15 protein-coding genes are annotated in these 21,345 nt (G+C 31.0%); 13 read left to right on the top strand and 2 right to left on the bottom strand.

Annotation, left to right across the window (positions count from 1 at the left end; genetic code table 11):
* Positions 1-2: 2 nt before the first annotated feature.
* On the bottom strand, positions 3-983 hold the full coding sequence (locus RT99_RS19375) for a stage II sporulation protein M (RefSeq protein WP_042566390.1): 981 nt from the start codon (positions 981-983) through the stop codon (positions 3-5).
* 20 nt (positions 984-1,003) lie between these two features.
* Between RT99_RS19375 and RT99_RS19370 the strand changes: the two genes are divergently transcribed.
* The 13 genes from RT99_RS19370 (at position 1,004) to RT99_RS19310 (ending at position 20,118) form a co-directional block, all read left to right on the top strand.
* Positions 1,004-1,747 carry an RDD family protein gene (locus RT99_RS19370; protein ID WP_042566389.1) on the top strand — a complete coding sequence of 248 codons (744 nt, stop codon included), beginning with the start codon at positions 1,004-1,006 and terminating at the stop codon, positions 1,745-1,747.
* A 100-nt stretch (positions 1,748-1,847) separates the two neighbouring features.
* Positions 1,848-2,696, top strand: coding sequence for a hypothetical protein (locus RT99_RS19365; protein WP_042566388.1), 849 nt, complete (start codon positions 1,848-1,850; stop codon positions 2,694-2,696).
* 133 nt (positions 2,697-2,829) lie between these two features.
* Positions 2,830-3,432 (top strand): trimeric intracellular cation channel family protein, encoded by a 603-nt coding sequence (locus tag RT99_RS19360; protein ID WP_042566387.1) that lies wholly within the window; start codon positions 2,830-2,832, stop codon positions 3,430-3,432.
* Positions 3,433-3,543: 111 nt separating this feature from the next.
* Entirely contained in the window at positions 3,544-4,521 is a 978-nt protein-coding gene (locus RT99_RS19355; protein ID WP_117614828.1) for a GNAT family N-acetyltransferase, read from the top strand.
* A gap of 15 nt (positions 4,522-4,536) precedes the next feature.
* A complete protein-coding gene (locus tag RT99_RS19350; protein WP_042566385.1) occupies positions 4,537-5,703 on the top strand; it encodes a DegT/DnrJ/EryC1/StrS aminotransferase family protein in 1,167 nt (388 codons plus the stop codon).
* Position 5,704: 1 nt separating this feature from the next.
* Positions 5,705-6,979 (top strand): O-antigen translocase, encoded by a 1,275-nt coding sequence (locus tag RT99_RS19345; protein WP_242607230.1) that lies wholly within the window; start codon positions 5,705-5,707, stop codon positions 6,977-6,979.
* A 4-nt stretch (positions 6,980-6,983) separates the two neighbouring features.
* Positions 6,984-8,018 carry a glycosyltransferase family 2 protein gene (locus RT99_RS19340; protein ID WP_042566384.1) on the top strand — a complete coding sequence of 345 codons (1,035 nt, stop codon included), beginning with the start codon at positions 6,984-6,986 and terminating at the stop codon, positions 8,016-8,018.
* A gap of 308 nt (positions 8,019-8,326) precedes the next feature.
* Positions 8,327-9,352: a hypothetical protein gene (locus RT99_RS24820; RefSeq protein ID WP_131494935.1), complete on the top strand. Its 1,026-nt coding sequence runs from the start codon at positions 8,327-8,329 to the stop codon at positions 9,350-9,352.
* 33 nt (positions 9,353-9,385) lie between these two features.
* A complete protein-coding gene (locus RT99_RS19330) occupies positions 9,386-9,829 on the top strand; it encodes a T9SS type A sorting domain-containing protein (protein ID WP_042566383.1) in 444 nt (147 codons plus the stop codon).
* Between the two features lie 7 nt (positions 9,830-9,836).
* On the top strand, positions 9,837-16,610 hold the full coding sequence (locus tag RT99_RS19325) for an RHS repeat-associated core domain-containing protein (protein ID WP_042566382.1): 6,774 nt from the start codon (positions 9,837-9,839) through the stop codon (positions 16,608-16,610).
* Positions 16,573-16,944, top strand: coding sequence for a hypothetical protein (locus tag RT99_RS19320; protein WP_042566381.1), 372 nt, complete (start codon positions 16,573-16,575; stop codon positions 16,942-16,944). Before RT99_RS19325 ends, RT99_RS19320 begins: the two co-directional genes overlap by 38 nt.
* A gap of 370 nt (positions 16,945-17,314) precedes the next feature.
* Complete coding sequence (locus tag RT99_RS24815; protein ID WP_052483730.1) at positions 17,315-18,304, top strand: hypothetical protein; 990 nt, start codon at positions 17,315-17,317, stop codon at positions 18,302-18,304.
* 35 nt (positions 18,305-18,339) lie between these two features.
* On the top strand, positions 18,340-20,118 hold the full coding sequence (locus RT99_RS19310; protein ID WP_042566380.1) for a T9SS type A sorting domain-containing protein: 1,779 nt from the start codon (positions 18,340-18,342) through the stop codon (positions 20,116-20,118).
* A gap of 33 nt (positions 20,119-20,151) precedes the next feature.
* On the opposite strand, the gene RT99_RS19305 is transcribed toward RT99_RS19310, so the two are convergent.
* Positions 20,152-21,291 carry a glycosyltransferase gene (locus tag RT99_RS19305; protein WP_042566379.1) on the bottom strand — a complete coding sequence of 380 codons (1,140 nt, stop codon included), beginning with the start codon at positions 21,289-21,291 and terminating at the stop codon, positions 20,152-20,154.
* Positions 21,292-21,345: the final 54 nt, after the last annotated feature.

Genomic DNA, 21,345 nt, shown 5'->3' with positions numbered 1-21,345 from the left:
GATTAATTCAATTTGGCAGATAGCGGTTGTGTTTTTTTGTATACAATAAAAGGATAAACCAAATAATAAAATGAGATGATGCCAAGTGTAACCAGAATGATTAAACTGCTTAACCAATTGGGCATATCAATAGAATATCGGGTAATAAAACCTTCAAGAAATCCGGCACTAATCGTGAATGGAAATGTGCTCAGGAATATTTTGAAACTGTTTTTGAAACCTATTTTAAAGGAATTGATTCTCGAAAAAGTTTTTGGAAAAAGGATTGAAGCTCCTAAAATAAATCCGGCTGCTGTTTCGATAACGATGGCAAAAATTTCCATAGAACCGTGAATCCAGATTCCGCGAACACTTTTCCAGAAAACATTCTGGTCGTAAAAAAAGTATTGAAAAGCACCCAGCATAATACAGTTTTGCAGGGAAATATAAAAAGTTCCCAGACCACCAAAAATACCATAAATGTAGCATTTTGCGCCCACATATAAGTTGTTCATGGTAATGCCAACAAAACTTCCCCAATTGCTTCCGGAACCATAAACGGCCATTGGATTTCCTTTTTTGATGTTTTCCAAAGTCATGTTTACATATCCATCACCTAAAATTAAGCGAACGAAATTTTGATCGTATCGTGCTGAAATCACACCAATACCAACTGTTATAAAAAACAGAACAAAAGCATACATTAAATATCTTCTGTAATCGTACACCAAAAGCGGGACTTCGGTTTTAAAAAACTCAACAAATCTGTTTTTTTCGGATCGTTTGGTTTTATAAATCTTCTGATAAATCTGCGAAGCAAGATGGTTTAAGTAAATTACGGTTTTGCTTTTTGGATAATAAGTTTGGGCATACGATAAGTCATTCATCATTTGAATGTACAAATTAGCTAACTCATCAGGATTTTTTTTAGCTTTACCAAAAATAGCTAGCTCAAATTCCAGCCATTTTTCTTTATTTTGTTTTATGAAGGCGACTTCTCTCATTGTAGGCTAAAATATAAAATATGTCAGAATTATCAATAAATACAACACAAAATGTTAAAATAAATTTTAAAGCAGCATCAGCGGGCGAGCGAATAGGGTCTCATTTCATTGATTTTGGTATTAAAATAGCTTATGTAATCGTGATTTGGAGCATCGTTTTTTACTGGCTTCAATTAGACAGATTGTTGGATAGTTTAGATTCATGGTCCAGAATGACCATTCTTTTACTTTTATATTTTCCTGTTATCATTTATTCGATCACTTTAGAAAGCATTTTTGAAGGACAAACCATTGGTAAAAAAATAGTCAAGATAAAAGTCGTTAAAATTGATGGTTATCAGGCAGGTTTTGGTGATTATTTAATGCGCTGGTTTTTTAGGCTTATCGATCTTAGTATATTTTTTGGAATTATTGCTTTGGTTACTGTTATAATGAGTAAAAAAGGACAGCGTTTAGGAGATATGGTTGCGGGTACGGCCGTTATTACTTTAAAAAATAAAATTAATATTAGTCATACGATTCTCGAAGAAATAGGTGAGGCTTATGTGCCAACATATCCTTTGGTTATAAAATTGACTGATAATGATATGAGAATCATTAAAGAAACATTTTTAAAAGCAGATCTTAAAGATGATTATGAAACAATTGTTAAACTGGTTTCTAAAATTGAAAGTGTAACGGGAATTAAAAACCAATCAGGAAATTCGAAAGATTTTCTTCGTACAATTTTAAAAGATTATAATTTTTATACACAAAATATGTAATTAAGTAATTTAATTTAAATGATTTAAGTAGGAAGTTTTCTTAACTTTGTTTGTAAGTAAAACATTAATATTTTATTATTTGACTTAAATTAGAAATACTATGAAATTACAAAAAGCTTTGACAATTATAGTTCTGTTGCTTATTCCGTTTGTTAATTTTGCACAAGGAACAAAAAAACTGGATAAAATTATAAAAAGAGATTATCAGATAATAGAAGGCACAATTGCAAAAATATCCGATAAAACCGTAGAATATTCTTTACCGGGAGAAACAGTACAAATTTCGCTGGATGTTTCTCAAATTGCCAGAATTGAATTTGCCAGCGGTCGTTCTCAAACTTTTGATGTAACGCCTGAAAATACTACTCAAACATCTTCAAATCAAAATATAGCTGTTCAGGAAATTAAGCCCAATACAATTGCAGTTTTACCAATTCCGTATATAAATTCAGATACCCAACAAAGCTCTGAAGATATGGCGAAATTTGCCCAAAACGATATGTACAATAAGTTATTAGACAAGTCAGCCAATATTTTTCCACTGACTGTTCAGGATTTAAGAACGACGAATAGTTTATTGCACAAAGCCGGAATTGACCATAATAATATTGATGAAACACCAATTGAAGATCTTCAAAAAATTCTGGGTGTCGACAATATAGTGGCGGCGAAAATCTCGTACACAATGTCATCTAGCTCAACAGCTTCGACTTACGGAAGCGGAAGTACAACGGTGAGCAACAATGATAAAAAAGTCAAGTCTACAGATTATTCGACTACAACTGCCAATACACAAATGTATTATTACTATAACGTGTATTTTGATATGTATAAAAACGGCACGAAAATATACTCACAAACGCGTCAGCCTTTCCTTAAACTAAAAGATAGCTGGATAGATTCAGTTTCTTATTTATTAAAAAGAAGTCCGATTTACGTGAAAAAATAGAATTTTGGATAAAAAAAGCAGCAAGATTTAAGAAGCAGGAATAATGTCCTTTTAACCATTGTTTCTCTATGCTCTTAAACTAAAGAAAACCTTTGTACCTTTGCGCCTCTGAACCTTTGAACCTCAAAAAAGAATGTTTCATTTATTAGATATTATTGGTACAATGGCCTTTGCCATGTCTGGCGCTTTAACGGCAATGCATAAAAAACTGGATCCGTTTGGTGTTTTTATTATTGCTTTTGTGACAGCAGTTGGCGGCGGAACGCTTCGTGATGTTTTAATAGGAAGAACGCCGGTAGGCTGGATGCAGAATTTGCAATATGTTTACGTGATTATTTTAGGTTTTGGTCTTGCGATTCTTTTTAGAAAAAAGTTTGATAAACTGCGTACTTCCTTATTTTTATTTGATACAATTGGTCTTGGGGTTTTTACTTTAATTGGCCTTGAAAGAGGAATTATGACAGGTTTGCATCCAGTAATTTGTATTGCTTTGGGCACAATGACAGCTTGTTTTGGGGGTGTAATCAGAGATATTTTGTGTACAGAAATTCCAACTATTTTTAGAAGGGAAATTTATGCAACGATTTGTATTTTTGGAGGAATAGTGTTTTTTGGATTAAGAAAACTGAATTTAGAAGATGATGTTTTATATCTTGTAACTTCGGTTGTAATTATTACGGTACGATTAATGGCTGTAAAATTCAAATGGTATTTACCAGCATTTGATCATAAATAAGAAAAAAAATATGCCACGAATTTCACGAATCTTCACAAATTAATTCGAGCTAATTTGTGACCCGAGCGATAGCGAACAGGCGAAGCAAATTAGTAGCAAAAAGAAAAAATATTGGCGACATATACCATAAAGAAATACGAACAAAACGATTGCAATACCTGGAATGAGTTTATTGCTCAGGCCAAAAATGCTACGTTTTTGTTTCATCGTAATTTTATGGAATACCATCACGATCGTTTTGAAGATTTTTCGCTTCTTGTTTTTGAAAAACATAAACTGGTGGCTGTTTTGCCGGCAAATAAACAAGGAAATTCGGTGTATTCTCATCAGGGATTAACGTATGGAAATTTGGTTTATAAAGAAGAAACAAAACAAGCCTCAGTAATCGAAATTGTTCATGATATTTTATTTTTTTTGAGTGAAAATAACATTCAAAAATTACATTTAAAAACACTTCCGTCTATTTATCATCTTAAACCTTCTGATGAAATTTTATACAGTTTGTTTTTGGCAGAAGCCAAACTGATACGACGCGATTCGCTTTCGGTTATTGATTTATTACAAGAAAATAAAATTTCGAAAATACGCAAGAGAGGTATTCAAAAAGCAGTTTCGAATCAGTTAATTATTAAGGAAGAAAATGATTTTGAATTATTTTTTAATGAAGTTTTAATTCCCAATTTAAAAACAAAACATGATGCAAAACCTGTTCATTCGATAGAAGAAATGAATTCTTTAAAAGCTCATTTTCCTCAAAATATTCATCAGTTTAATGTTTATTTAGAAGATAAAATTGTGGCCGGAACAACTATCTTTGAAACTGAAACCGTTGCACATTGTCAATATATCTCAAAAAATGAAAAGCAGGAAAATTTGGGAAGTTTAGATTTTTTGTTTCAATATTTGATAAAAGAAAAATTTGCTGAAAAACGTTTTTTTGATTTTGGAATTTCAAATGAAAATCAGGGAAAAAACCTCAATGAAGGATTATCATACTGGAAAGAAAGTTTTGGTGCGAGTACAATAATTCATGATTTTTACGAAGTTGAAACTTCAAATTATAATAAGTTAAATGGTATTTTTGTTTAACCAATAAAAAATAAAATGATACCATTTCTTGATCTTAAAAAAGTAAACGAACCATATGAAGCTGCTTTTCAGGAAAAACTGAAATCGGTTTTAAGTAATGGCTGGTACATTTTAGGGAAAGAAGTTGAAACATTTGAAAAAGCTTTCGCCGAATATTGCCAAACCCAATATTGTATAGGAGTTGGAAATGGGTTTGACGCTTTAGTTTTAATTTTTAAAGGTTATATTCAATTAGGGAAATTGCAAAAAGGAGACGAAGTTATTGTTCCTGCAAATACTTATATTGCAAGTGTTTTGGCGATTTTGCAGGCAGATTTAGTTCCGGTTTTGGTTGAGCCAAAATTAGAAACCTACAACATCAATCCTGATTTGATTAGGGAAAAAATCACTTCAAAAACAAAAGCTATTTTGGTTGTTCATTTATACGGACAATTGGCTGAAATGGCTGAAATAAATAAAATTGCAGACCAAAATAATCTTTTAATAATAGAAGATGCAGCGCAATCTCATGGAGCGGCTGTAAATTCCAATAATTTTATCCCGAAGCATCGGGACCAAATCCCAAATGCATCGAATTTTACGCTGAGCGATCCCGAAGCTTCGGGAGAAGAGTCATCAGGTGCAAAAGCATATAGTTTTTATCCAGGGAAAAACTTAGGTTGTCTAGGAGATGGCGGAGCAATCACAACCAACGATTCAGAATTAGCAAAAGTGCTTTTTTCGCTTCGAAATTATGGTTCTGAAAAAAAATATTACAACGAATATGTTGGCGTAAATTCAAGATTAGACGAGATTCAGGCTGCTTTTTTAAATTTAAAATTACCCAATTTAAATGCTGATAACGATAAACGCCGAAAGATTGCAAAGCGTTATTTAGCTGAAATTAAAAACGAAAAAATTATCCTGCCTTTTTGGGATTTTTCAGAAAATCATGTGTTTCATTTATTTGTTATTCGAACTGAAAACAGAGAAGAATTGCAGGAATATTTAACTCAAAATGATATTCAAACCGTAATTCATTATCCAATTCCTCCACATAAACAAAAAGCATTTCCGGAATGGAACAATTTATCTTTTCCAATTACGGAGAAGATCCATAATGAAGTGTTGAGTTTGCCGATTAGTCCTGTTTTGACAGAAAGGGAAGTTAGTTTTGTAATTGAAGTTTTAAATAGATATTAAGTTGGATTTTATAAAAAAAATAACGCAAACCAATCTGTTTAAAATTACGTCTTTAAATAGTTTTAGTGTATTGTTAAAATTAGGAACAGGTCTGATTACTTCAAAGTTGCTAGCTGTTTTTGTGGGGCCAGGTGGAATGGCTTTAATGGGGAATTTACGTAATTTTATAAGCTCGGCCGAAGGTGTTTCTACATTGGGATTTCAAAACGGTATTGTAAAGTATATAAGCGAAAATGAAAACAATAAAAAGGAGTTAAAAAAAATAATTTCTACTCTATTGATCAGTTTTTTAGTAGTGGCTTTTTTTCTCAGTATTCTTATTTTTATCTTTTCAGATTATTTTTGCTATAAAATTTTTGGAAATAATTTACAATACGCAATTGTTCTAAATGTAGTTGCGTTAGTTTTACCCTGGAATGCCATTTCGATATTGTTTTTGTCTATTTTAAATGGATTAGGCAAGTATAACAAAGTGATTTACGCCAATATTATTGCTAATATTTTATGCGTGTTACTTTCCTTCGTGTTAATATTTTATTTTAAAACAATTGGGGCATTCTTTTCTATTGTTTTTGTTCCTGTTGTTTTAGTTTTTGTGACGTCCTTTTATTTACCTGAAGAAATTAAAAGCTTTATTAGGATAAAGTCTTATGAATTTGATTTTAAAATTTTAAAAAACTTTTCGTCTTTTTCTCTAATGGTTCTTCCGCCAACGATGTTAAGTCCGATTTTTAAATTGAAAACAAGAATTTTTTTGATAGATAACGTTGGATTGGATCAGACCGGTTTTTGGGAAGCTATTACAAAAATCTCTAATTTATATTTACTATTTGTTAGTACAATTGTAAGTGTTTACTTTTATCCCCAATTAATAAAAGCAAATGCGATAATTGAAACAAAAAAAATAATTTTAAGTTTTTATAAATTCATTCTTCCTGTTTTTATTCTAGGTATGTTTTTAATTTATTTTTCAAGATTTATAATTATTAAAATATTATTTACAGATGAATTTTCTCCTATTTCTGAGCTGTTTTTTTGGCAATTAACAGGAGATGTTTTTGGAATTTGTGGGTTGATTTTAGGGTTTCTACTGATTGCACAAAAAAGGACTTTTCACTATATAATCATTGAGGTTTTAGCTATACTTTTTTTATATATTGCAAGTCTTTTTTGTATAAAAACTTTTGGTCTTCAAGGAGTTTTAATAGCTCAATGTACTGAGGCTTTACTGTATCTGATTGTATTGATGGTATATTTTAGAAAATATTTATTTTAGAACTATGATTCAAGATTTGTTAGTAACGATTTTTGTGCCAGTATATAATGGGGAGAAATACTTGAACGAAACGCTAAGATCGATTAAAAATCAAACCTATACCAATATAGAAGTTTTGTTGGTAGATGACTCTTCGACTGATGGGGGTAAGAATATTTTAAATCGATTTGCCAGTAATGACGATAGATTTAAAGTTTTTACAAAAAAAAATGGAGGAATGGTCTCTGTCTCCTGGAACTTTATTATGCCTGAGATAAAAGGTGATTATGTATTCTATTCTTCTCAAGATGATATTTTTTCGCTAGATCTTATTGAAAAGATGATCAGAAAACAAAAAGAGACTAACGCAGATAGTATAGTCCCGGATATGGAGTTTTATTTTGAGAACAAAAAAAACAATAAAAGAATAGTTGGTTTAAACGGCAATAGAGCTATTGTTTTGAGTGGAAAAGAAGCTTGTAAAGCATCATTAAACTGGACTATTCATGGTTTTCCATTAACCAAAACTAGTTTATTACAAAACGAATTTTTTTTTGAAGATGCTTTTGATACTGACGAATTTATAAGCCGAAAACTGTTTTTGAATAGCAATAAGGTTGTTTTTTGTGAAGGAATATTTTATTACCGACAAGATAATCCAGATGCCATAACTAAAACTTTTTCTGTTAAAAACTTTTACATATTAAATACTTTATTCAGAATTTTTAGTTTAGTTAAAGATAATAATTTTGATAAAAGTCTGATCATAAATACTCAATACTCAATACTTATCAGATATATACAATTATCTTCCAGATTTCAATTTTATAATTTTGAAACCGAGATTGATAAAGAAAAAGTAGCATTTTACTTATCTGATTTTAAAAAAAACAGATTAGAAAATTCTTTTTATTTTTTAACTCTTGGTTATGCAATATTGTCAATGAGGTTAAGATATCTTTTATTGGTGATCATTTTTAAAATACCTGTTTTATTTGATCTTATGATAAGTATTAATTCAAGAAGAAGAAAGCAATACTATAATTTAAAATCAATTTAATACTGGAATTATTCTTAAGAATTATAATTGGGTTATTAATTTATTTTTTTTATCTATATGTAATTAAAATTTCAGCTAATAAATGAGGTTTTGAGAAGGATTTTTGAATTTTAAAAAAAATACCATAAAAAATCTTATTAACAATAATTATTTAAAAGATTGTATTTCTACTTTTTGATTAATAAAAAACGTCGAAACTAACCCGTAGTTCCTTACAAAATCCAACTCGCAATTTTTTACTTCCTTTGTTAATAAATTTCTGAATAATAATTATAACATTTTTTAATGTAATAGTTATTATGTTAAATTTGAAAGAATTAATTTGTAAAATTAACATGATGAAAATTACTAAAAATGCTTGTTCGCTTATTTTTTTTATCGCTGTTTTCACAGTAAACGCGCAAATTAGCACCTCCACAGGTGGTGGCGGAAATATTTTGCCAAACTCGCCAACTTCAAATACTAATGTAGGAATTGGAACAACTAATCCGATTGCCAAGTTGGATGTTGTGGGTACTGTTAAAGCATATTCAGGAGAATTCTCCAGAGAACTTCCTAATGGATCTACTTATATTGATTGGAGGGATAGAAATAATTATTGTAGAATTTTAAATTTAGGAACTGTAAGAGATCCCTCAGACGGCGGTAGATTGTTTGCTTTTTATGATTTTCCTCAATCAAATGTAATTAACTTAACCAAATCATCTTTTTACTTATCTATTGATGATAGGAGTAATCATACACGATTTGGTGTAGGTGCAGAAACCGGTGGCAATGGTTTTCTATCGCTTATGGATAAAAATCAAACGGACTATTTTAGAGTTTTTGATGATGGTAGTGATAATTTTTCAATGGTTTTACCTAAACCAAATTCAAGGATAATAATAGGAGGATTTACTGATTCTGTTAATAGTTTAGGACATAAGTTGTTTGTTCAAGGAGGCAGCGCCAAAATAGAAGGTAATATTTTAACCGATGCAAATATTGGGATCGGAACTTCAAACTTTACAGACGGTGCAGATGCCTACAGACTTTCAGTAAAAGGAAAAGTTAGAGCGGAAGAAGTAAAAGTATATAATACTTGGGCTGATTATGTTTTTAATCCAAATTATGCATTACCAAGTTTAAAAGAAGTTGAAGCTTATATTATTAAAAATGGCCATTTGCAAAATGTTCCATCTGCAAAAGAAGTTACTGAAAATGGTTTAGCGCTTGGTGAAATGGCAAAAATTCAACAGGAAAAAATTGAAGAGCTAACTTTATATTTAATTCATCAAAATAAAGAAATTGAAGAATTAAAAAATCAGCTTAAATTGCTATTGGCAAGAAAATAAAAGTATGATTATCATTTTCAAAGAAATCAATTTATGAAATATTATATTACGTTATTACTATTAGGATTTTCTTTTTTGTCTCAATCGCAAACAAAGATTAAATTTAGTTACGATAATGCAGGCAATCAGGTAAGTAGAATATTGTGTATTAATTGCCCATCAGAATCGGGGAAAGAAATTAAGGAAATAGAAGCCCTTACAGATGAAGATCTAGAAAAATTTTCAGAAAATGAGACGATTTCTTATTATCCAAATCCCGTGAAAGAGGAATTATATTTGAACTGGGAACTTACTGAAAACAATAACATAACTTCAATTCAGGTTTTTTCAATTACCGGACAGATTTTAATTACTTATCAGGTAGCGAATAATAATGCTCAGAATATTTTGTTTCAATCTTACCCTTCAGGAGTCTATCTTGTTTTATTGAATTATAAATCAGGTGATCAAAAAACAATTAAAATAATTAAGCAATAAAGTTTATATGAAACAATTTTACCTTTTCATTTTTATTTTAGTAACTCATTTTTCTTTTTCTCAAAATTTCACAGATACCAAAGGAGATTTACAAATATCTGCTTCTGGAAGTGCTGTTTATAATTTACCAATAGCAATACCGCCTAGTATAAAAAACGTTGCACCTGTAATTAATCTTACTTATAATAGTGGTGCTAGAGGAGGTATAGCAGGACAAGGCTGGAGTATTAATAGTATCTCTGCTATAAGTCGTATAGCTACAAGACGTGACATTGATGGATTTGTAGATGGTGTCGATTTTGATGATAATGATAAATTATCCTTAGATGGTCAGCGATTACTAATAAAGACTGGTACTTATTGGGCTAATGGTTCTACTTATGAAACGGAATATAAAAGTAATACTAAAATTGAATTAAAAATTGAAGGTACTGCTACTTATTTTGTTGTAACCGGACCAGACGGATCAAGAAGTTGGTATGGTTCAAAAGGAACAGGAAGTTTACAAAATTCAGTTTCTGTCAATTCTTGGTATATTGTAAGGTTTGAGGATGTAGATGGGAATTTTATTGACTATAATTATAAAATTATCACTTATAGTAGTACTAATCAGCTTTATATTGATAATATAATTTTTAGTGGAAATATGACAGCGGGAATTGCTGCTCAAAATAAAATAGTTTTTAACTATGAAGCTTCAAAAAGAGTAGAAAGAGATTATTTGAAAGGAGGGGTAATATACGCAAATCAGACATTAAAAAATATACAGGTATTTGCTAGTAATGCAATTTTTAGAACCTATAAATTAACACATACAACCGATGAATCAGGTTATGAAAGAGTAGAAAATATAAAGGAAATTAATGCTGCGAATGAAGAATCAAATCCTGTTATTTTTGAATACAATAATACATTGGTTAGTACAACCAGAACAGTTAAAGAATATACAAATAATTTAGATTTTAGTGAAGCAGATGCGGCTGGTGATTTTGATGGAGATGGCCAACTTGATTTTGTCGCTGGCGGTAAAATTTTCACAAATTTATTTAGGACGAACTCTGGTGATACACCAATAAATCTTCCAATTGTAAAACCATATAAAGTGTTTTCAGCTACACTCCTAAAAAACAATAAATTAAATCAGTATCAATCAATTGTTGAGCCTGTTGAGTCTATTGATAAAATACAATTTAAAAGTCATGATATTCAGGGCAATGTTGCTTTTGGTAGTATTTTTAAGACTGTGTTTTTTGATAATAGTATAACAAAGATTAATACGATCTGGAATGGGGTAGTGCCAATAGAACCTTTAGCAAGACCTAAAACAAACAAATTTCTCGAGGGAGATTATAACGGGGATGGAATTTCAGACGCTTTAATACTTTCTAATGACGCAGAACGATTTGAATTGAGGATAACACCACCTCCATATGATGAAGATGAAAGTTATTATTTATACTGGTATTTTAACAATAATGCATATGGCTATACGGATCATCTAGGAAATTATCATGATCTCCCTCATCCATTGGGAGTAAGGTTAGTTGATTTGAATCCAAGCTCTTCTGGCGAGGACCAATCAAAAGGTAATTTTACTCTTACTTATCCAGTCAGTGTATATTCAGACGACTCAGTTTTTTTTACTGATATGAATGGAGATAGTAAGTCAGATTTATTAGTTATTATGCCTAATGGTAATTATATTATTTGGGAAATAAAACAGTTGAATCAGGCGCCTTGGCATGAAGCTGTTAAGATAGGAGAAGGAATATTAGATAAATTTTCCACAACTAAACAAATGCTATTAGGAGATTATAATGGTGATGGAAAAACAGATATAATGCTACCTGATTCTGAAGGCGGTGAAGGGCAGAATGTATGGCATATATATTATAGTAACCCTAATCCTGCAGGAGGATCATTCTTTATTAAAGAAACACAGACCATTGTAGAATATCGTCCTGATACTAGCAAGGAAAGTGATCCTTATAAAACCCAAGTTCACATAAGTAACTATTATGCAATTGATATTAATAAAGATGGAAAATCTGATTTAGTACGTGTTTGGAGAAAGTATTATAAACCAGAATGGACAATCAATGATCATGATACAAAATGGCGAGTAACTGCTTTTACCAATAATATTGGTAAAGTAGGAGCATCGGGATTTCCACAGACATATGATTCAAATAATGATCATATTTTACCAATTGTAGGCCCTTCTGAATTTTATTCAGATTCTCCCGAAATTCCTATTCCATTGGTTTCTAATTATAAATACAACGGAGCCAATACAGATTTAGTAATTGTAAGGGGGCATAGTACCAAAATTGAATACTATCAATTCAATAAAAATTTCGATACAGATAATCGATTAAAATCGGTATCCGAATCTAATGGTAAAATTAAACAATTTATTGACTATAAGTCAATGGAACCAACTAATGGAATTTTAGGAAATAGTAATACCGATTTTTATTCTTCAGCAAATGCTGTCAGCTATCCGAATATCGAGATTATCAAAAATTCAACAAGTTATTTAGTATCTAAACTTACTGCTACAATAAATGGTATTTCAAAATTTCAGGATTTCAGATACTATGGATATGTTTCAAATTTTAATTATGGAACAGTTGGTTTTACTAGAACTTCAAGAAGCAGTTGGTATTTGTCAGAAGCAGATGCCAAAATATGGACAACCCAGCATAATGATGTTAATCTTAGGGGAGCGAATACAATTACTTGGACAAGTACAATTGGCTCGACCGTTTTCGACACAACACCAACGAATTTAATAAGTACTAAAACTAATTTTTTCGGAACAAATACTAAAGGTGGAGGCGATGCCGTTTCACCCAACGCTATTCAGGATATTATTACCATTACTGAACCCGTAACTGCAGGCCAAACCTATAAAGCAAATACTTCTATAACAGCTTCATCAAACATAAACAATGATATAGCTGTTAATTATCAGGCACCAGAAATAATTTTGAAACCGGGATTTATTGTAAGCGCGACTAATAACACCAAATTTATAGCCACTCCAACTGCTGCTCAGGGAGGAAGTAATGCTCCTGTTTCAAATAATAGCGTTTTTAATGTTTTGCTAACTAACCAAACTATTATTGATCATTTGTCCGGAGTTAAAACGGAGACTGTTTTTTCTTATGATGGTGCTGCAAATAGTCCAAGTTATTATGGGCTGGAAACAAGAAATGTTACTAAAAAATATAATGGCTCAACAGTACAAGGGACGACGACGGTAGATACTGAATATGATAATAACCCCTCCGGAACAGGAAGCACATATTATATTGGCAGGCCTAAGAAGGTAAATACTTCAACCAGCATATATTCTGGTGATACAAGAACATCTGAAGAAAATTATACTTACACAGGAACCAATTTAACAAGAACAGAAAAAAAAGGACATAACACCTATGCGATCATCGAAGAAATGACATACGATGCGGTTGGGAATTTGTTAACGAAGCAGGTTTCTGCACCTAATGCATCACCGTCTCCAGCTGCAAGAAAAATAATAGACGAATATGATGCTACTAAGCGTTTTGTTATTAAAAAGACAGACCATCAGGGATTCGTAAACAATTTTGTTTATAATACACTTGGTCAAGTCACACAATCTACTAATTATTTAGGGGTAATAAGTGATTTTACTTTTGATAATTGGGGTAAATTGACCAAAAGTAAAACTACCGGAATGTCGGCAGTACCGTTAGAAACAACTATTACATATACTAAATTATCAGATGGTGGTTATACTAAAACAAGCCAAAATACTGTTGGTGATAATACAAAAAGTATTATACAATATGATGTATTAGGTAGACCAGTCATTACAACTACAAAAGGTTTAGCAATAAATTCGACAATATCGAAACAAATTGTTTACGATGGTTTAGGAAGAAAAACAAAAGAAAGCGAACCTTATTTTTCTTCACCAAACAGATGGATTGAATATGAATATGATTACCTGATGAGGCCAACAAAAATAACGCAGCCAACAGGAAGAATACAAACTTTATCTTATTCAGGTTTAACGACTACAAGTACAGATGATGGAAAAACAACAACTGCAATAGTTGATGCTTTAGGAAATAAAATTCAGACAACTGATCCGGGAGGAGCGATAAGTTTTACTTATTTTGCTAATGGACAAATAAAAGAATCAAATTATGAAGGACATAAAGTAACTATTACAATTGATGGCTGGGGAAATAAAACGGCAACGACTGATCCTAATGCAGGCACTTATACCTATAGTTATGATGCATTTGGTCAGTTAATTACAGAAACTACCCCTAAAGGAAAGACAGATACTACCTATGATGATTTTGGTAAGGTAACAAAAAGAAAACTGTCTGGAGAAGGAGCTGATATTGAAACAGATTATGTCTATAATTCTTTTGCTCAACTTACGAATGAAACCAGCAAAAACGGAATGGGTGCATTAATAGATACTTTCGGTTATACTTACGATGACTTACATAGAGTTGTAACTAATACCGAGACAAATTCCATTTTTACACAAACCAAGACTATTACATATGATAACTACGGAAGACCACTTTCAGCAACTAATGCAACACAAGATCTTAACTCGGGTTTAAGTAATTCTGTTATAACTAAAAATGTTTACAATACATATAATGGTATAATGGAAAGAATGACTGATGGCAATGATGCACTTTTATGGCAACTCAATACAGCAAACGAAAAAATGCAATCCTTAACTGAAACGTTGGGTAATGGGATAGTTATAACAAATGCATATGATGTACATGGATATTATACGTCTCAAAAACATTCTAAAAACACCATAAACATTTTGGATAATACTTATAGTTTTAATGCCATAAAAGGAACATTGAATAATCGCCAAAATGTGGCTTTAGGAACATCAGAAACTTTTACTTACGATAATTTAGATCGATTAACCAACTGGACAAATCCTTTAACAGGTATCGTAGATTCTAATACGTATGATAATAAGGGAAGGATAACTAATAATAATAAATTAGGAACAGTAACTTATAATGCGAATTTAAATACGGGTATATATCAAAAGAAAGAAATTACACTTACGACGGAAGGTGTATCTTATTATAATGAATTGCCTAAACAACTTGTGACGTATAATATGTTTAAAAATCCAATATCCATAAATGAAAGTGATAAAGGCAGTACAACATTTACATACAATTCACATTTGTCAAGACAGTCCATGAAATATGGTTATCACGTACCAACTCCAGGAGAAACTGGCGTTTATACTAAAACCAAGAATTATACAGATGATGGTACTGTAGAGATTATTACTACGCCTACAGAAATTACAATGCGTACCTATGTAGGGGATGATGCTTATGGAGCAGTTTTATATGTAGAAAAAACAAAAACGATTGCTACAGGTACTATTACAGATAAAAAATATTATCTTCATCGTGATTATTTAGGAAGCATTATCGCAATATCTGACAATACCGGAGCAGCGGTTGAAAGAAGACAATTTGACGCTTGGGGTAATCTGGCTAAATTACAAAAAAATGGTGTCGCAGTAACTTTACCAACCAATGGTACAGGAGCAGCATTGATGATGTTGGATCGGGGTTATACCAGCCATGAACATTTAGCAGAAGTTGGACTCATACACATGAATGGCCGTTTATATGATCCTGTTTTACGTTCTTTTTTAATGCCGGATAATTTTATACAGCAACCAGAGAATACGCAAAATTACAATAGGTATTCTTATGTACTAAACAATCCGTTAATGTATACCGATCCTAGTGGTGAAGCATATGAGCTTTTGATAGCAGTAGGTATTGGTGTTGCTATTGCAATTACAAGTTATACTTTGACAGCATTATTGGCAGATGTTCCTTTTACAACAGGAGGCTTGATTAAGTCAGCATTAATTGGTGCGGCAAGTTCAGCGGTAACTTTTGGTATTGGAAGTGCAGCAGGTAGTTTATTTACCAATTTTTATTCACAAGCGGCTTTTAGTGCCGCAGCGCATGGAACTTTTCAAGGCACGATGACAGCCATAAGTGGGGGTAAATTCTGGAGCGGTTTTGCGGCTGGAGCATTAAGCAGCATTGCAGCTAGCGCTTGGAGCGGAGGAGATACCATTACAGATAATGGTAATTATACAATGTCAATAACAAAACATGCAGGCCTTGGTGCGGGAACTGGTGATTTAGGCATGATAGCTTTTGGTACGGTTTCGGGTGGAGCTGGTGCAGCGTTGACAGGCGGTAATTTTTGGCAAGGGGCGACTACTGGACTTGTGGTATCTGGGCTGAATCACGCGTTGCATAAAATAGGGGATGACAGTATGTTTGATGATGAATATGACCAACAAGGAAGGAAAGTTACTAAAGAATCTTTAGGAATAAAAAAAGGAGATTCTTCCGAAACTATGATGGGTAAATTAATGAAAGGTATGAAGCCCGGAGATTATATTGATGGTGGTGATTTAGACTTTTTAAATTCTAAAATCGGACTTATTCTTGATAAGGCAACAATGTCTTCTAATGGCAGTTTACAATTAGAGAGAACATTTGCAGGAAGAATGGCAGGAGTTGGAACTGATGCTAAATTAACTATTAAGCCACAGACTTTAAATGGTATGAAAGGTTATAATTTTAAACTTACAGGAGTTTCTACAACTAAAATCTATACATCAGGTTTTGTAAATGATAATAAACTATATTTTTATGAAAAAGGCAAGTTATTTTCTGCGCCAATTAATTAGCGATAAAAAAGCTTTAGTATTTTGTTTACTCATTCTTTTTGTAAATCTTTTTTATCTATATCAAAATAATGATAAGTATTTTATTTTTGGTTATGGTTATGGATTAGAAAAAATGTTAAACATAAATGAAACATCACGCCCTATTATAGATATGAATGCTTTTTTCTTAAGAGCGTTTAGTTATCTTGGTAATATGATTTTCTTTAATTTTATTTTTCTAATGATTTACAACCTTATATTTAAAATATCAAGTAAAATAGAAACATTATTTATTTATTATATGAATATTTTATTGACTTTAGGTGTTTTATATATTTATTTGATAATGAGATAATTTGTTTAAATTTTCACATTAAACCCTCTCTCTGAAGAGTGTAAATGAAAGTTTCGCAAATTTCTCTGATTTTGCACATTTTTATGTTGCTTAGAAACTATAAATAAGTTAAATCCAGACTTTTGGTATAGGCTTATTTATGGATTAGAGAGATTGGATGTCGTTTTTTTAATATATTTATTTGGAGTGTTTTTGCGAAATGTATCAACAATACTATGAACACCACAATGGTTTAAGTGATGAAAAATGTTAATACAACTGTTCTAAATAAGACAGTTATTATTAATAAATTTCTTAACAATAAAAATAATGTTTTAGTTCTTAATTATGTTAAATTTGAAAGAATTAATTTAACATAATAAGAAATCACATGAGAAAAATTACCCAAAAAATCTATTCAGCAGCTTTTTTTCTAATTGCATTCACTTCTAGTGCACAAATTAGCACAGGTACAGGAGGGGCGGCCAGTATACTAGCTAATAATCCAAGTACAAATACAAACGTAGGAATAGGCGTTACCAACCCAAAAGCTAAATTAGAAATTGCAGGATTTCCGGCCATCAGTACTACTTATACTTTTTTGAATGAAGGTGATGGTTATGATAAGAGTAGATTATTAAATATTGGAACTCTAAGAGAAAATTCAACATCAACAAATGGTGCTAGATTATTAACTTTTTATGATGTACCTCCGTCCAATATTTCACCAAATGCAACAACTATGCTAGCTATAGAAGATAGACAGGATGCAAATAGACTTAGACATACTGCAATAGCAAATGGATCGAGTTTTTTTAGGTTAAGTGATAAAACTCAAACAGCTTTTGTTGATATATTCGACGATGGAACAAATGTTTTTTTTGATTTACCTAAATCAGGATCTTATTTAACGGTTGGCGGTAGAGCAGTTTGGCCAGTTGCACATAATTTTTGGGTAAAGACTGGAACATCAAAATTTGATCACGATGTTTTTATAGATACTAATCTATGTATTGGAACCTCAAGTTTTACAGATGGCTCAACAACTTATAGACTTTCAGTAAAAGGAAAAGTCAGAGCAGAAGAAGTAAAAGTTTATAATACATGGGCGGATTATGTTTTTAATCCAAATTATGCTTTACCTAGTTTAAAAGAAGTTGAAAATTATATTGCAAAAAATGGTCATTTACAAAATGTACCATCAGCAAAAGAAATTACACAAAACGGTCTTGAACTTGGTGAAATGGCAAAAATTCAACAAGAAAAAATTGAAGAACTAACGCTGTATTTAATTCAACAAAACAAAGAATTAACCAAACAAAACAGTGAGATTGAAGAACTAAAAGCTCAGGTAAAAATATTATTGGCTCAAAAAAAATAAGCATAGTTTAATAAATCATTTAAAATAATTAAATTATGAAAAAGATATATTTTTATATCGGGTTATTGCTATTTACAACAACCACTTTTTTTGGACAGGACATTAACAATCATTGGCAATTAGGTAAAGCCGATTTGAACTTTAGTACAAATCCTGCTACTGTATCGACTATTTCAAATTCAGGACAATATGGTAATGCATCGATTAGTGATGATTATGGAAATTTATTGTTTTATACAGATGGATTAAAGGTTTATAACAAAAATCATCAGGAGATGGTTATGAATTCAGGTTCGAATAATACAATTGGTGTTTTACAGGGATTTACTCAATCTCAACCAGTAGTAATAGTTCCTCATCCGGGTAATAATAAACAGTTTTTTGTTTTTACAACTTGTAATGGCGTTTTTATTGGCACAGGTACTAGTACTGGCTATTCTTATACTTACTATATCGTTGATTTTAATGATACACAATATCCATTAGGTAAAATTATAAATCCAAATATTGCTCCCACCCATTATTACAATATTTTAAAAGATAGTAGTGGCGATTTACAATATGATTTTACATTTAGACCTTTAACTTGCGTGAAAAACAGCACTAATGATGGCTATTTTTTAATTGGACAAAGGGCTTCTCCCACTGGGGTTAGATTATTGAGTTATAAAATAACAACCAGTGGTTTTAATCCGATACCCGTAGAAAGTGAAATAAATAACAGCATTGGTTTTCAGTATAGTAATTACAGTGATATTTTTCAAACGAAAACATCAGGTATTATTAAATTTTCTCCCAATGGTTTAAAATTAGGAGTGTTGGTAATATTAAATAAATCGATACAGAATGCAAACCAAAATACTTCAAGTAGTCGTTTCGGAACTTTTGATTTTAACAATACAACCGGTGTTTTTAGCAATTATACTTTAGTAGAAGACAATGCATCAACTTTAGGAGCAAGTGTAGATTTTGATTTTTCATCAGATTCTCAAAAAGTATATTTTGTACATGGAAATATTTATGTAAAAGATCTAACAAGTTTATCAACTCCTGCAAGAAACCTCTCAGAATTTGGCAATGGATCTTCGGTTCCGGCTTATTTTAATAGTATTCAAAGAGATAAAAATGATAACATTCTTATAAGTTCGAATTCAAGTAATTTAAGTAGAAATATCTATCTTCATAAAATTGAAAATCAGAATTCATTTTCGCAATCGTCTGTAATTTTAAATCATATTTCCTTGAATGGAAATGCAATACCTATAGGGAATTATTTTTTGCCACAATTAATTCCTGTCTTAGTTGCGCCATGTGTCAGTAATCTTGTAATTATTACAAATGTTGTTTCAGGAACAGATAAAAAACAGGCTTCAGGTACAATAGTAGCTTCAAATGTTGTCAATAATGGAGCAAGCGCATTTTACCACGCGGGAACTTCGGTTACCTTAACTAATGGCTTTAACGCAATATCAGGCTCTACTACCAAAATCTATATTGAAGGTTGTTCAGGGAATTTTGCAAAAAAAACATCAACATCTGATGAAGAAGCAATAGATATATTAGGGAAAATTGATAGTGATGGTATTAGATTGTATCCTAATCCTAACAATGGATTTTTTGATCTAAGTTTAGGAAACGAAAGCAAAAAGGAAATCAATATCCAGATTTATAATGTTTTAGGAAATAAGTTTTATGATTCTACTACAAATGAGAATCTTGTTACTATAAACTTACCTAATTTGCCTTCAGGTTTATATATTATAAAAGTAACCGGAGACAATTATAATGATACAGTAAAGTTTATAAAAAAATAGACTATGAAAGGAGAGTTTTTAAAACTCTCCTTTTTAATTTCCAGTCCATACGTCTAAATAATGTTGAGCAATTTTAATGTAATCATGCTCTTTCTCAACAAAAGCTCTTGCCCGTCTTCCTATTGCCATTATTTCATCCGGATTTTCTATTAAATATGACAATTCATTTACTAAATAGTCGACATCAGCAATGGCGTTTACGCAAACTCTTTCCGTTAAATTATAATGATCAACAAAATCCTGTTCAGCACCAGTAAAAACCACTTTTCCTTTTGCCATAGCCTCAAGTGCATTATAACCTTGGTCACGGCTAAAAGCCTGATCTAAAATAATATGAGATTTGTTGTATAAGTCAATATAGACAGGATAAGGAACAGTGTTTGTAATTGTGATTTCTATCTTATCCTGATATTTCTCTTTTATAGTTTGTAACACCTTTTCAAAATAAGGTATTCCCTTTTGATAGTAGCTGTATTTATTAATGCCTAAAAAGATATTTATCTTATCCTCAATAATTAATTCTTTAAATGCCAACTTAGTAAAATCAATAGGATAAGGAATAAAACCAGAGAAAATAGGATAATTTTTCGTGGCATCAACATAATCAAAATCAGTAGCAATCAAACCGTCAAAAGTATTCATCATATATTGGTGGATCTTAACATGTTCTTTTTGTAAATAATCAGAAAACCAATTGAATTCTTTTGAAGGTTTTGAGCTTTCAAGAAAAGGTTGATAAATAGATTTATAGTCTTTATTTTCAGTATAAAATTTAAGAGTCATATAATCTAAACCGCAGGATAATAAAAAAAAGCGCTTATTTTTTTTTACTATTTTTTTTATTAAATAGAGTTCAAATTTTCTTGTTGTTTTTATAGATGATTCGTTAACAAATTGTACGATGTCATAATTTTTTAATTTCGGAAAAAACATGTAAAAACGTATTCCGGATTCTAAACTTGCTAAATCAAATTTTAATAATCTATAAATCACTTTTCTGAGAATAGTAAAAATTTCTTTTTTAAAAAACTTTGGTTCATAGTTATAATCAACAGGATAGCATCTGTAACCATTGCTGTTTCCTATCAAAACAACATCGTGTCCCAGTTCGATTAAACCTTTTTTTAAAGAATTATGTAAAAGGCTATATTCTCCTATGAGTAAAATCCGCATAAAACCGTATTATTTAAAAGAGGTCGTAAATGTAAAACAATTTGGTCACACTAA

It is taken from the genome of Flavobacterium sp. MEB061 (genome assembly GCF_000834715.1).
Taxonomy (GTDB): Bacteria; Bacteroidota; Bacteroidia; order Flavobacteriales; family Flavobacteriaceae; genus Flavobacterium; species Flavobacterium pectinovorum.
This window is presented reverse-complemented; position numbering and strand designations above follow the sequence as displayed.

Coding starts and splice junctions, on each gene's coding strand:
- RT99_RS19325 (WP_042566382.1), top strand. CDS start 9,837: ATGAAACAATTTTACCTTTTCATTTTTATTTTAGTAACTCATTTTTCT.
- RT99_RS19350 (WP_042566385.1), top strand. CDS start 4,537: ATGATACCATTTCTTGATCTTAAAAAAGTAAACGAACCATATGAAGCT.
- RT99_RS19365 (WP_042566388.1), top strand. CDS start 1,848: ATGAAATTACAAAAAGCTTTGACAATTATAGTTCTGTTGCTTATTCCG.
- RT99_RS19310 (WP_042566380.1), top strand. CDS start 18,340: ATGAAAAAGATATATTTTTATATCGGGTTATTGCTATTTACAACAACC.
- RT99_RS19320 (WP_042566381.1), top strand. CDS start 16,573: ATGAAAAAGGCAAGTTATTTTCTGCGCCAATTAATTAGCGATAAAAAA.
- RT99_RS24815 (WP_052483730.1), top strand. CDS start 17,315: ATGAGAAAAATTACCCAAAAAATCTATTCAGCAGCTTTTTTTCTAATT.
- RT99_RS19375 (WP_042566390.1), bottom strand. CDS start 983: ATGAGAGAAGTCGCCTTCATAAAACAAAATAAAGAAAAATGGCTGGAA.
- RT99_RS19360 (WP_042566387.1), top strand. CDS start 2,830: ATGTTTCATTTATTAGATATTATTGGTACAATGGCCTTTGCCATGTCT.
- RT99_RS19330 (WP_042566383.1), top strand. CDS start 9,386: ATGAAATATTATATTACGTTATTACTATTAGGATTTTCTTTTTTGTCT.
- RT99_RS19305 (WP_042566379.1), bottom strand. CDS start 21,291: ATGCGGATTTTACTCATAGGAGAATATAGCCTTTTACATAATTCTTTA.
- RT99_RS19340 (WP_042566384.1), top strand. CDS start 6,984: ATGATTCAAGATTTGTTAGTAACGATTTTTGTGCCAGTATATAATGGG.
- RT99_RS19370 (WP_042566389.1), top strand. CDS start 1,004: ATGTCAGAATTATCAATAAATACAACACAAAATGTTAAAATAAATTTT.